The following is a 12268-nucleotide window of genomic DNA, read 5'->3' on the forward strand; positions in this document are numbered from 1 at the left end:
AGACGCCGGAGCGGCGCAGGCAGCCTTTAGGCTGACAGACGCTTGCGGCCCTTGGAGCGGCGGCGCGCAAGCACCTTGCGACCGTTCTTGGTGGCCATGCGTGACCGGAAACCGTGACGGCGGGCGCGCTTTAGACGCGAAGGCTGGAAAGTACGTTTCATGGGCGTCGAGCCTCAATCAAGTGTTGACCGAATTCGGAAACCGCGGCTGATACAGGCTGCATACGGGTAGGTCAAGGCTACCTACCCAGTCTTTCCAGCCCTTTTACTGCCGCGCGTGGCGGGCTTCTATCCTGTCGCCGGGACACTTCACGCCTGTGTGAAGCGTTGGGACTGGAGTGTGACGTGTCAGTCGCCAATAGGAACTCTATATGCCCGGTTATGAAACTTGCAGTCCATACATTTTCCCGCATAGCTGCGGTCCTGACAGGGGTGGCCGTCGCCATGACATCTTTTACCGCGTCCGCGCAGGACGCTATTTCCCATGAAAGCTGGGGTGACATCCTGAAAGTCTATGTTGCCCCCGGCCCTGGCGGGGTAAATCTGGTCGACTATGGCGCGCTCGAGGCCAATGCCGCAGACCGCGAAAAGCTGGATGCCTATATCGCCCAGTTCGATGGCGCCGATATCGCCGCAATGGAGCGCGATGCGCAATTTGCAGCCTGGTCCAACCTCTATAATGCGGTGACTGTCCGCTACATCGTCGAGAAATATCCGACGGACACGATCAAGCCCTGGTATTCGACCGGGCCATGGAAAAGCATCAAGGTCCGCGCAGGCGATGAGCTTATATCCCTCCACGGCATCGAGCATGATGTGCTGCGCAAGCAGTGGAGTGATGACCCGCGCCTGCACTATGCCATCAATTGCGCGTCCTATAGCTGCCCGGACCTTCGCACGAAGCCATGGGTCGCCGAGACGCTGGATGCAGACCTCGATGACGCCGCCCGCGCCTATGTGAACCATCCGCGCGGCGTGCGCGTGGATGGCGACAGCATCGATGTCTCATCCATCTATAAGTGGTTCGAGGACGATTTCGGCGGTTCTGAAGAGGCCGTCATCGACCATCTCCTCCAATATGCCGATGCCGATCTTGCAGAACAGATAGCCACGCGGCGGAAGATCGACGACTATAATTATGATTGGTCACTCAATGATACGGCGAAATAGAGCCACTTCCCTCCTACAGTTCAGCTGAAAGCCCACCGATATGTCTGAAGACACAGCCAAGACCGGGACGTCTATCTGGATCCGCCTTTGGCCGGTCTATGTGATCGCCGCCGGCCTGATCGCCGCATGGGCTTTTGGTCTGTTCGACTATCTCTCGATCGAGACGCTACAACGCCAAAACGCCGCCATGCAGGCTTTCGTGGACGAGAATATCGTGCTCGCCGTGGCGGCCTACATTGCGATTTATGCGCTGGCCACGGCATTCATGCTGCCGGGGGCGCTCTGGATCACGATTGCGGGCGGGCTGCTCTTCGGCCTGTTCGGCGGGAGCGCTGCCACGGTTGTTGGCGCGACACTGGGCGCGAGCGCGCTGTTCCTCGCTGCCAAGACATCGATCGGCAAAACCTTGCAGGAGAAAGCTGGCGGCTTTGTCAAACGGATGGAGAAGGGCTTTCAGGAGGACGCGCTCTCCTACATGTTTGCTTTGCGCCTTCTACCGCTTGTACCGTTTCCCGTCGCCAATATCGCCCCGGCCCTGCTGGGCGCGAAATTTAGGGACTATGTCCTCACCACGGCGCTCGGCATTGTCCCCGGCGTGATTGCATATACGTGGATCGGGGCGAGCCTTGGCGCGACGTTCGACAAAGGCGAGACCAATTCGCTGCTGGATGCGGTGGCTAATTTCGCACCAGCCTTCCTGGCGCTGGCCGTCGTTGCCCTGCTGCCAGTCGCATACAAGAAGATTTTCCGCCGCAAGGCGGCCCAGATTGAGGAAGCTGCCCAATGAATGATGACGCGACCGCAAAGCAGAATGCCCGCGCGCCGATTCCGGGCGAGCAGGATCCTGACAAGGTGAACACCGAACCGGCCCCCCATTCGGTTGGCGCTGCCCCCCATCGTAACCTGAAGGCCGACCTGGTCGTTATCGGTGCGGGTTCTGGCGGCCTGTCAGCGGCGGCAGGGGCCGCGATGCTCGGCCTGAAGGTCATCCTGTTCGAGAAGGGCGAGATGGGCGGGGACTGCCTCAACTCAGGCTGTGTGCCGTCAAAGGCGCTGATCTCTGCAGCCAAATATGCGGCGGCCGCGCGCGAAGGCATCGATTACGGCATCGTGACAGGTACACCGGTGACCGACTGGCCTAAAGTTCAGGCGCACATCCGCTCCGCCATCGATACGATTGCGCCCGTCGACAGTCAGGAGCGGTTCGAGGGCCTCGGTGTGACCGTCATCCGCGAACATGCCAAGTTTTCAGGTCCAAATACGATCAACTCGCCCAGCGCGACCGTGAAGGCGCGCCGGATCGTCATCGCCACCGGCTCCCGCGCCTTTATCCCGCCCGTGCCGGGCCTTGCGACCGTCAACTATCTCACCAATGAGTCCATCTTCGACATCGACAAACTCCCGCTCCACCTGATCATTCTTGGTGGCGGGCCGATCGGCATGGAAATGGCGCAGGCTTTCCGCCGCCTTGGCTCAGAGGTCACCGTGGTTGAAATGAGCCGTGTGCTTGCCTCATCCGATGAAGACCATGCCAAGGTCGCAGCTGATACACTGCGGGATGAAGGCGTGACGCTGCTCGAGGGTCATGAAGCCGCCAGCGTCAGCGAAAGCGACGGTACGATTGTGCTCGAGGCAGAAGGCCCGGACGGCAAGAAAATCCTGCGCGGCAGCCACCTTCTCGTTGCGGCGGGGCGCCAGCCTGTGCTCGACGGTCTCGATCTTGAAGCCGGCGATGTCGAGTATGACAAACGCGGCATCAAGGTCAGCCAGAAGCTGCGCTCGATCTCCAACAAGCGGGTCTGGGCGCTGGGGGATGTGGCCGGGTTCGGTCAGTTCACCCACCTCGCCGGCTGGCACGCGTCCGTGCTGGTACGCCGGGCCTTCTTCAAGCAGCGCTCTCGCGCTGACAGCCTGCCATTGCCAGCCGTCACCTATACCTCACCGGAAGTCGCACAGGTCGGGATGACCGAAGCGGCCGCGCGTGATGAATATGGCGAAAAGGTCGAAACGTCGGTGTTTGCCTTCAATGAGAATGACCGTGCTATCGCCGAGGGCAAGACCAAGGGCGAATGCAAGCTCGTCATCCACAAGGGCAAGCTCGTCGGCGCATCGATTGTGGGCGAAGGCGCGGGCGACATCATCCAGCTCTTTGGCTATGCGATGTCGAACGGCATGAAGCTCACGTCGCTGACCAATTTTATTTCGCCTTACCCGACACGGACAGAGGTGGTGAAGCGGGCGGCGAGCGCGCATTTCTCCGGCGCGGTGTTCGGGCGGCCAGCGCGCCTTCTTGTCAACTTGCTTCAACGCATCGCCTAGCTTACTTGCCTGCGCGTGCCGTTACGTAATCCTGATGAGATGCGGGCAAACCGCCGCGGGCTGTTCGACAGCCTGAGCGTACGGCTATTCCTGGTTACGATTGGCGTCATCCTGCTGATCGAATTCATCATCTTCCTGCCGAGCGCCGCCAATTATCGCGAAGGCTGGTTGAATGAGCGCGTGCAGGCAGCCCGGATTGCTGCGCTTTCGCTGGAAGCCGCGCCGAGCCGCATGGTGTCGGAAGAGCTATCGAACGACTTGTTGCGCCGCGCCGAAGTTTTGGCCGTGGCCGAACTGAGCGAGGATATGCGCGAGCAGATCCTGCCACCTTCCATGCCGCTGGAAGGGCCGATGAAAGAAATCGACATGATGGCCGAGAGCTATTTCGGCGAGATTGGAGAGACACTGGAGACCCTGGTTGCACCTGAGGGGCGGATGCTGGTTATCCGGGGCATGGGCTCTGGCGAGGGACGCGTGCTGGAAGTGATCCTGCCCGAAGCTCCGCTGAAACAGGGCCTGACCGCCTATGCGGGACGGATCCTGATCGTTTCACTTATCGTGTCGATTACCGCGGCAATGCTGATCTATTTCCTGCTCATCGCGCTCGTCGTCCGCCCGATCCAGCGCGTGACGCAGGCCGTCATCCAGTTCAGGCAAGACCCCGGCAGCTGGACGAGGCGGCTGGGGCCGACCTCCAGGCGCGATGAGATTGGCCGCGCGCAGAATGCGCTGGCAGACATGGAAGAGGCCGTTTCTGACAGCTTCCGCCAGCGTGAACGGCTTGCCCAGCTTGGGGAGGCAGTTGCCAAGATCAATCACGATTTGCGCAATACGCTGGCGACGGCGCAGCTGGCTTCCGACGCGCTGTCAGCTTCAGACGACCCACGGGTACAACGCGCCGTACCGCGCCTTGAACGCGCGCTGGAGCGCGCCATCGGCCTTGCGAGCGACACGCTGCGCTATGGGCGCTCATCAACGCCTGTGGCGCGGCTGCAGATGTTCAGGCTGGCTGAAACGGTGAGCGAGGCAGCGATGGAAGGTATTGGCGATACGGGCCATGTCAGCCTGATGAATGAGATCGGCCCCGGCGTGACCGGCTATGGTGATCCCGACCACCTCTACAGGATCGCAGCCAATCTCATCCGCAATGCGGCTGAAGCCATGGATGAAACCGGCGGGACCATCACCGTGTCCGGCGACCCGTCATATATCGAGTTCGCAGATACAGGCCCCGGCCTGCCCAAGCGCGCGCAGGAGAATTTGTTCAAGCCGTTTGCGGCCTCTTCCAGGCGCGATGGCACCGGGCTTGGCCTGTCACTCTCGCGCGATCTGGCCCGCGCCATGGGCGGGGAGCTGTCACTGGTCGAAACCAATGAGGCGGGCACGCGGTTCAGGCTGACCCTGCCGCCTATCCCGCCGTCCAAATAGGCTAATCTAGCGCGAGGGCGACGCCTTCGCGGCGCGGATCCGCACCGCCTTCAAGACCATTCCCTCGCACGATAATGACGTGCAGCCCCGAATTCTCGCCGGTCCGCTCTTCCACGGGGTAGCCGGCCGCTGAAAGCATGTCGGCCCAATCCTGACCGCGCTCCACATCGATCTCGACACCCACCGACGGACCGCGAGCGATCACGTTCGGAAGATTAATGGCTTCCTGTGCTGAGAGGCCCCAGTCGAGCACGCCGACAATAGTCTTAGAAACATAAGCCACGATGGAATTGCCGCCGGGCGACCCGGTGACCATGAAGAGGTCACCATCCTGATCGAACACCATGGTCGGGGACATGGACGAGCGCGGGCGTTTCCCGCCAGCCGGTGCATTGGCCACTGGCAGGCTGTTGATCGTCGGCTGGCGCGAAAAGTCCGTCAGCTCATTATTGAGCAGATAGCCATTCACCATGCGCGAATTGCCGAAGGCGGATTCGACGGTGGCGGTCATGGAAACCGCGTTACCCTGTTTGTCGATGATAGAGATGTGCGTGGTGCCCGGCGTCTCATCAGTGAGGTCCCTGCCCCACATCCCGATGATAGAACCGCGCCCGAGAACTTCACCCGGATCACCAGCCTGCGGGTTTCCATCCGGCGCAAAAACGTCAGCGACGCGAGCGTCGAGATAGCGCGGATCGATCAGGTCAGACGTTGGCACCTGAACGAAATCAGCATCTGCGACGTAATGGTCGCGATCTGCATAGGCAAGACGTTGAGCATCAACCCAAGCGGCCAGCTTTTCGTCACTGTAGCCGGGGCTGCTGCCTTCAGTGATCCGCTCATAGAGGCCCCAGATCATGTTCTGGGTGACGGCGCCGGAGCTTGGCGGCGGCGCAGAACAGATCCGCATCGTTTCATGATCACCGCAGACGGCCGGGCGAAGCTTCACAGAATAGGATGAGAGGTCGTCCAGTGTCATCGCACCGGGCAACGGCTCCTGTCCGAGCACATCAATAATGGCTTGGGCATTGTCACCTTCATAGAAGGCCGACGGACCACTCGCAGCTACAGACTGTAGCAGGTCAGCATAGGCCGGATTGTCGCGAACGGTGCCAACGGTCAGCGGCTCACCTTCCGGGAAGAAGTAGGCGCTTGCATTCTCATCTTCATCGAGGCGCACAGCGTCGCGCAGACGCTCATTAGCGAGCAGACCAGCAAGGCGCGGAGAGACTTCGAAACCCTCACGCGCGAGATCAATTGCTGGCTGGAAGAGCGAGCCCCATTCTGCTTGGCCTTCGGCCTCATGCGCTGCCTTGTAGAGCGCGATCATTCCCGGCACGCCAGCCGAGCGACCAGACTGCCAGGCCGTGACGTAATCGAGGACTTCACCGTCGATCACGAACAGGTTTTCGTCAGCAGCCTGAGGCGCGGTTTCGCGGCCGTCGAATACGGTGAGCGCATCATCCTCATGGTCGTAATAGACCATGAAAGCGCCGCCGCCGATGCCGGAACTCTGAGGCTCTACGAGGCCAAGGACGGTGTGAACAGCGATGGCGGCATCAATTGCAGTGCCTCCTTCGCGCAGGATCTTGAGGCCCGCTTCTACGGCGCGGGGGTCAGCCGCCGCCACCATGGCGCCCTTGTCCCAGATCCTGGGCGCGGGCGCCTGCTCTGTCTCTTCGAGTGTCGGTCGGTCAGGGACGCTGTTGCCAGACTGGGGCTGACACGCAGCAAGCGCGACCAGTACGAACGCTGGACAGAGCAAGGTGGAAGGTTTCATCAGGACTCCTCTTCGGTGTCCCCTTCAGCGGTTTCACCGGTCATGGCATCATTCATCCGATAAGGCGTTTCGTCCGGCGTATCCATAGTCACATCTGGCATCGCGGCGCGCACTTCGCCGAGATTTGAATTGATGCAGTTATCAAGCTCTTCCTGCGTGGCTTCTCCATCGGCGCCTGCGCGCTCGATGCACTGGCTGAGGTTCGGGACTTCCGTCGGATAGGTCTGGGCTTCCTGCGCGGCTGCCGAAAATCCAGCTGCTGCGAGGGCCGTGAATGCGATGGCGAATTTGAATTTCATGTCCTGCTCCCCTGACATGTTAAGACCTTACCCATTGGGGCGGTGGGCGCAAATAAAGCTTTTGTGCCCGACTGCCCCGGTCGCAAGCAGGTTTCGTGCCGCGGGCTGAGTGAGTGGCTGGCTTGTTGTGTCAGGGGTCTGCCAGCTCTAGGTATCAGGTTTAAGCAATCTCCTGTCCCAGCGCGGGACGGGCAAAACCTGGAGCAGCTTGCCATGTCCCGGCCCGGCCCGAAAAACCTCATCACCGACGTTCCAGGCATCGAGGTTGGCAACGCTGAAAACAGGGATGTGCTAACAGGTACAACTGTCATTGTTGCGGATGAACCCGCGACGGCCGCCTGTGCGGTCGCAGGGGGCGGGCCCGGTACGCGTGAGACGGATCTCCTGCGCGCCGATACGATGGTTGAGCAGGTGGATGCCATCGTCCTGTCAGGCGGCAGCGCCTATGGGCTGGCCTCTGCGGATGGTGTGACCGCCAAGCTTGGCGCGATGGGGCGCGGCTACGGGCTGAAGGATCTTCCGGGCGTGCCAAGGACACCCATTGTCCCTGCGGCCATTCTCTACGACCTCGCCAATGGCGGAGATAAGGGCTGGGGCGAGCAACCACCCTATCGCGTGCTCGGCGAGGAAGCTTTCGAAAACCGGGCGAAATCCTTCCCGCTCGGCAATGTTGGCTGCGGTCTTGGCGCCAATGCAGGCGCCCATGCAGGCGGACTCGGCTCCGCATCGCTTCGCACCGCCGATGGCATCACGATTGGCGCAGTTGCTGGTGTGAACTGCTTCGGGTCGGTCTTCATGCCGGGCACGAGCTGCTTCTGGGCCTGGCCGTACGAACAGGATGGGGAGTTCGGCAATCACCGTCCCGGCGAAGGCTACAACCCCGACCCCGAGGAATGGGGCGACGCGAAGATGAACCCGCAGCCCGGCCAGAACACGACGATCGCCTGTATCGCAACCGATGCGAGCCTCACCCCGGCGCAAGCGCACCGCGTCGCGCAGATGGCTCTATCCGGCTTCTCACGCGCGATCAGGCCGGTGTTCGCACCCTTCGATGGCGACGCATTATTTGTCCTGTCGACAGGCAGGATCCCGTTGGAAGAACCCTCCCCCATCTCCCTGACACGTATCGGAGAGCTGGCCGCATCCACGCTCGCAAGGGCGATTGCACGGGGTGTGTATGAGGCAGATCAGTAGACTGCAGCATAAGCGCTTGCATCGTGCGCGCGGCGCCGCTATGTGTCCGCCCTCTCAACGGAGCACCCGTAGCTCAGCTGGATAGAGCACCAGACTACGAATCTGGGGGTCAGAGGTTCGAATCCTCTCGGGTGTGCCATTTCTTCCTAAAAATCAGCTGCCGACGCCGAAATTTTCGCCGTGCGTCGAGCGCCTATACTTCGTCACCCGGCGTCACCTGACTGATGACGTGGCGTATGGTCATGAAAAGCCTGACGACTGTTGCTGTAAGTAGTGCGCACACGAACACGGTGAGGGCAAAGACCAGTTCATACATCAGGCGATACCAACCGTCTGGCATCTGGTCGAACTCCCCGACAGGAAGCACGAGCATGAGCAAAAGGATGACGGCGCCGACGAGACTGATCGTTGATAGCCAGGCGACCTGCGAAATGCTTCGGTACACGTCAGAATCGAAGTCCGTCTTCGTCTGGTTGGTAAGTCCCAGCAGCGTCAACATGAGAGCCAGCGTCGTGGCAGACGCGCCCGCGATAGCTGACCCAAGGTACAAACCCGTCTGCGTCAGCGACTGGATCAGATTGGTCGCCTCGGCCTCGCTATAGACGTTCCCGATCGCGAATCTTGCGCCTATCCCGATGAGAACGATCAGCCCTGTCGTCAGAATTACTGCGAGATGCTTCATGTCAGTCCAGTCCATCAGCCACTGGCAATCTTAATGCGGAAGCATTGAGGAGCGTTCCGCGAGGCAGGCAGGCGGGCAACCACGCGGCAGGCCTGCGCGTTCAATCAACCGTGACGACATGCCTTCTGACATTTGAAGATATCTGGCCGGACGGCCTTCCTGAAAGTGATGCGCTGATTGCGCAACTTCGAACGCGCGTGCATCGCGATGGTATTTGCGCGGAAGACTTCCGTCTGCTTGCCGGACGTGGTGATGAGGCATTCCAGCTGGTGTTCGGCGAAAACGTGCTGGTCAAGATCGAGTTCGACGTCGCCCGGATCGGCGAGCATTCGCATCTCGTGCACGTGGCCGAAGCGGGCCGCAAGCCAGAAGTCATTACCGCCTATCCCGAGGCCGGCGAGTTGCGCGTTCTTGGCCCCATGCCTTGGGGGGAAAGCCCGCATTCCCCAATGAGGCAACCGCGCGGAACGCAGCGTGTCGGTGTCATTGCACGGGATTTCGGCCAAGAGCGCTGGCGAAAGGTTACCGTGCTCGCGCGCGCGATTGATGAAGCGCGGTTGAACTACAACTTTCTGTTTCAGAATTCCAACTCTGTGGTAGCGACGCTCGCCAATGCTGCGGAGACAGGGTTCGTGGACCTTCCGGGCGGCGGTCTGAACCTCGGCCATGGCAACCTGCTCTATGATGAGCTGATGGGCGGGCGGCAGGTGTCCCGCTTTCTTGTCCAGGGCGGCACCTCCTACTCTGCCGGCTCTGAGAGCCCGGTCCCCGACGCGCTGCCGCAATCAGCCAATACAGAGGGTTAGCGGGAACGCCGCCTTCGCAAGTCCGTTGTTTTGCCAATAGACAAGCAAGGAGAAGACCATGTCAGAACAGACATCCCTCGACACTTTCAGGCAAGCATTCGCCGACTTTTCCGACAAGACGACGAGCGTTTACGTTCCGCGCCCAGCCGTGGAAGTTGGCGGAGAGAAATGGCGCATCCTGCGCAAGAATGTCATCGACGCCGTCGAAAAGCATGCCCCGGACGCAGCCTTCATCAAAGAGCGTCTCGAGAACTTTGAACTCGCCGATTTTCGCGCCAACGGTATCGCGCTTTTCGAGGACAAGCAGAACCGCAGGATGGCCCACCTCAATTCACGCCCGGTCGCATCAATCACGACAGGCGAGCACGCATTTATACTGCCGCTGCTGGCTGACTATCAAAGCCGCAAGACACATTGGGTCCTTTTCGTGACCAAGGATGAGCCGAAGCTGTTCCTTTATCAGGGTGGCAATGTCAAAGACATGACCGATCGTCTGGACGCGCCCAAGTACCGATCTGTCGAAGCGCGCCGCCACGTTCAGGATGATGTCTTCTTCCATTCAGGTTCGCGCGGGTCGGCCCGCAATAGCGACGGGCGCTCCGTCTACCATGCGCTGGGTGCCGGCCAGGATGAGGAAAGGGACAAGACTGACGGCGCGTTCTACGAAGAGATCGCGAATGCCGTCGACGATGCCCTGCCCCCGCAGACCGAAACGCTCCACATCATCGGTGAAGAGGGCACGGTCGGTCACTTTGCCAAGGTGATGGCACCCGGTCGTTTCGATATCGTCCAGCACCATGCAGGCGGCGCTGACGCGGTCGAACAGCACATCAAGGACGCTTTCAGCGATGAGCCCGTTGGTGACGGGAAGCTGCCAGAGGGCAAGAGCTTGCCTGACCTGCAGGATGCGGCCAGGGCTGGACAGCTCGGCACGCTCTATCTGCCGCTCGAAAGCGCCTTGCTGGAGGAGATGCATGACCAGGCGGATGAGCATCTGAAATTCCGCGAGTTCGGGCACGATAGCGAGGAAGCGCAGCAGAACCGGACAACTGTGCTCGCGCTCGAAAATGGTGCGGACATAAGCTGGTATGCTGCGCATGATCACAATGCCGTTGCGGAGATCCGTGCCGACCTGCGTTGGTAGGCAACGCTCTTATCTTCCAGTTGCGCCGCGTCAGCCCTTGGACAGAGGGCTGGCGCGCGCTAATGTGTTCGGAAGAGACTGGAGAGATAGCCGCCCATGTTCCTCAACTTCTTCAACGAACTTCGTTCCGCCAAGATTCCCGTCACGCTGAAGGAGTATCTCCTTTTGCTCGAAGCGATGGATAATGACGTGATCGAGATGGAGGTCGAGGACTTCTACTATCTCTCGCGTGCGGCTCTCGTGAAGGATGAGCGCAACCTCGACAAATTCGACCGCGTCTTCAGCCACGTCTTCAAGGGCCTCGACACGATGCAGGACGCCGTCGACGTGCAGGACCTGCCGGAAGAGTGGCTGCGCAAGATGTCGGAGAAATTCCTCACCAAGGAGGAGATGGACGAGATCGAGGCCATGGGCGGTTTCGAAAAGCTCATGGAGACGTTGAAAGAGCGCCTTGATGAGCAGAAGAAACGCCATGAAGGCGGTAATAAATGGATTGGCACAGGCGGCACATCACCTTTTGGCGCCAATGGCTACAACCCGGAAGGCGTCCGCATCGGGCAGGAAAAGTCCCGTCACCGCCGCGCGGTCAAGGTCTGGGACAAGCGCGAATTCAAGAATTACGACGACAGCGTCGAGATCGGCACGCGCAATATCAAAATCGCGATGAAGCGCCTGCGCAAATGGGCGCGTGACGGTGCCAATGAGGAACTCGACCTCGACAATACGATCCGCAAGACGGCCAAGCAGGGCTATCTCGATATCGAGATGCGCCCCGAAAAGCGCAATACGGTCTCGGTCCTGCTGCTGATGGATGTCGGCGGCTCCATGGACCCGCACGTCCGCGTCATGGAGGAGCTGTTCTCGGCGGCCCGCTCAGAGATCAAGAACCTCGAATACTACTACTTCCACAACTGCATCTATGAAGGTCTGTGGAAGGACAATCGCCGCCGTATGAATGAGCGCATCCCGACTTGGGACGTGCTCCATAAATACCCCTCCGACTACAAGGTCATCGTCGTTGGCGACGCCACGATGAGCCCGTACGAGATCACCTATGCAGGCGGCTCGGTCGAGCACTGGAACGAGGAGGCTGGCGGCCTCTGGATCCAGCGTTTCGTGGAGCAGTTCCCGAACTTTGTCTGGCTCAACCCGGTCAAGGCAGGCGCCTGGGACTATACCGGCTCCATCAAGCTGATTAACGAGCTGATCGGCCCGGGCCGCATGTTCGAGATGACCCTGCAGGGCCTCGAAGACGCGATGAAGGAACTCAGCCGATAGCTCTTTGTTGACTGGTGTAAATAGAAAAGCCCGCATGGTTCCACTGCGCTCACCATGCGGGCTTTTTTGTATCTTTTCGGAATTCTGTTTGGTGAGCGAAGTCGAACCATTAACGCTTGCCGCGCCTTTACAGCCCTAACGGCAACCCTTCTAAATCCCGGAAAACAAA

The 12268-nt window shown here is 60.2% G+C and carries 12 protein-coding genes and 1 tRNA gene; 9 read left to right on the forward strand and 4 right to left on the reverse strand.

The features are described from left to right. Positions 1–26 precede the first annotated feature (26 nt). Entirely contained in the window at positions 27–161 is a 135-nt protein-coding gene (gene rpmH, locus D1224_RS04345) for a 50S ribosomal protein L34 (RefSeq protein WP_119378688.1), read from the reverse strand. Positions 162–443: 282 nt separating this feature from the next. Between rpmH and D1224_RS04350 the strand changes: the two genes are divergently transcribed. From D1224_RS04350 to D1224_RS04365, 4 genes are read left to right on the forward strand one after another with little or no spacing between them, the layout of a single operon-like run. Then, positions 444–1169, forward strand: a complete 726-nt coding sequence (locus D1224_RS04350; RefSeq protein ID WP_233350392.1) for a DUF547 domain-containing protein — start codon at positions 444–446, stop codon at positions 1167–1169. A gap of 40 nt (positions 1170–1209) precedes the next feature. Then, positions 1210–1956: a TVP38/TMEM64 family protein gene (locus D1224_RS04355; RefSeq protein ID WP_119378690.1), complete on the forward strand. Its 747-nt coding sequence runs from the start codon at positions 1210–1212 to the stop codon at positions 1954–1956. After that, the gene (locus tag D1224_RS04360; protein ID WP_119378691.1) at positions 1953–3488 is read left to right on the forward strand and encodes a dihydrolipoyl dehydrogenase family protein; all 1536 of its coding nucleotides are present in this window, start codon (positions 1953–1955) and stop codon (positions 3486–3488) included. The genes D1224_RS04355 and D1224_RS04360 overlap by 4 nt, the downstream gene beginning before the upstream one ends. 15 nt (positions 3489–3503) lie before the next feature. After that, the gene (locus tag D1224_RS04365; RefSeq protein WP_233350393.1) at positions 3504–4916 is read left to right on the forward strand and encodes a sensor histidine kinase; all 1413 of its coding nucleotides are present in this window, start codon (positions 3504–3506) and stop codon (positions 4914–4916) included. Position 4917: 1 nt separating this feature from the next. Here the strand turns inward: D1224_RS04365 and ggt are convergent, their stop codons facing one another. Together ggt and D1224_RS04375 are read right to left on the reverse strand one after the other, a co-directional pair. Continuing rightward, positions 4918–6696, reverse strand: coding sequence for a gamma-glutamyltransferase (gene ggt, locus D1224_RS04370; protein WP_119378693.1), 1779 nt, complete (start codon positions 6694–6696; stop codon positions 4918–4920). Continuing rightward, on the reverse strand, positions 6696–6995 hold the full coding sequence (locus D1224_RS04375) for a hypothetical protein (RefSeq protein ID WP_119378694.1): 300 nt from the start codon (positions 6993–6995) through the stop codon (positions 6696–6698). The genes ggt and D1224_RS04375 overlap by 1 nt, the downstream gene beginning before the upstream one ends. A gap of 213 nt (positions 6996–7208) precedes the next feature. On the opposite strand from D1224_RS04375, the gene D1224_RS04380 reads away from it, so the two are divergent. After that, positions 7209–8189, forward strand: coding sequence for a P1 family peptidase (locus D1224_RS04380; RefSeq protein ID WP_119378695.1), 981 nt, complete (start codon positions 7209–7211; stop codon positions 8187–8189). A 62-nt stretch (positions 8190–8251) separates the two neighbouring features. After that, a tRNA-Arg gene (locus D1224_RS04385) sits at positions 8252–8328 on the forward strand. A gap of 54 nt (positions 8329–8382) precedes the next feature. Here the strand turns inward: D1224_RS04385 and D1224_RS04390 are convergent. After that, on the reverse strand, positions 8383–8886 hold the full coding sequence (locus D1224_RS04390; protein WP_233350394.1) for a hypothetical protein: 504 nt from the start codon (positions 8884–8886) through the stop codon (positions 8383–8385). 95 nt (positions 8887–8981) lie between these two features. On the opposite strand from D1224_RS04390, the gene D1224_RS04395 reads away from it, so the two are divergent. From D1224_RS04395 to D1224_RS04405, 3 genes are all read left to right on the forward strand, one after another. After that, positions 8982–9677 (forward strand): hypothetical protein, encoded by a 696-nt coding sequence (locus D1224_RS04395; RefSeq protein WP_147372320.1) that lies wholly within the window; start codon positions 8982–8984, stop codon positions 9675–9677. A 58-nt stretch (positions 9678–9735) separates the two neighbouring features. Continuing rightward, on the forward strand, positions 9736–10821 hold the full coding sequence (locus D1224_RS04400) for a hypothetical protein (protein WP_119378697.1): 1086 nt from the start codon (positions 9736–9738) through the stop codon (positions 10819–10821). Between the two features lie 96 nt (positions 10822–10917). Beyond that, positions 10918–12099 (forward strand): vWA domain-containing protein, encoded by a 1182-nt coding sequence (locus tag D1224_RS04405; protein WP_119378698.1) that lies wholly within the window; start codon positions 10918–10920, stop codon positions 12097–12099. Positions 12100–12268: the final 169 nt, after the last annotated feature.

It is taken from the genome of Henriciella barbarensis (assembly GCF_003576345.1).
Taxonomy (GTDB): domain Bacteria; phylum Pseudomonadota; class Alphaproteobacteria; order Caulobacterales; family Hyphomonadaceae; genus Henriciella; species Henriciella barbarensis.

Excerpts from the sequence above, each read along its gene's own strand:
- D1224_RS04375 (WP_119378694.1), bottom strand. The coding sequence starts at position 6,995 with ATGAAATTCAAATTCGCCATCGCATTCACGGCCCTCGCAGCAGCTGGA.
- D1224_RS04360 (WP_119378691.1), top strand. The coding sequence starts at position 1,953 with ATGAATGATGACGCGACCGCAAAGCAGAATGCCCGCGCGCCGATTCCG.
- D1224_RS04405 (WP_119378698.1), top strand. The coding sequence starts at position 10,918 with ATGTTCCTCAACTTCTTCAACGAACTTCGTTCCGCCAAGATTCCCGTC.
- D1224_RS04355 (WP_119378690.1), top strand. The coding sequence starts at position 1,210 with ATGTCTGAAGACACAGCCAAGACCGGGACGTCTATCTGGATCCGCCTT.
- D1224_RS04380 (WP_119378695.1), top strand. The coding sequence starts at position 7,209 with ATGTCCCGGCCCGGCCCGAAAAACCTCATCACCGACGTTCCAGGCATC.
- D1224_RS04390 (WP_233350394.1), bottom strand. The coding sequence starts at position 8,886 with ATGGACTGGACTGACATGAAGCATCTCGCAGTAATTCTGACGACAGGG.
- D1224_RS04400 (WP_119378697.1), top strand. The coding sequence starts at position 9,736 with ATGTCAGAACAGACATCCCTCGACACTTTCAGGCAAGCATTCGCCGAC.
- rpmH (WP_119378688.1), bottom strand. The coding sequence starts at position 161 with ATGAAACGTACTTTCCAGCCTTCGCGTCTAAAGCGCGCCCGCCGTCAC.
- D1224_RS04350 (WP_233350392.1), top strand. The coding sequence starts at position 444 with ATGACATCTTTTACCGCGTCCGCGCAGGACGCTATTTCCCATGAAAGC.
- ggt (WP_119378693.1), bottom strand. The coding sequence starts at position 6,696 with ATGAAACCTTCCACCTTGCTCTGTCCAGCGTTCGTACTGGTCGCGCTT.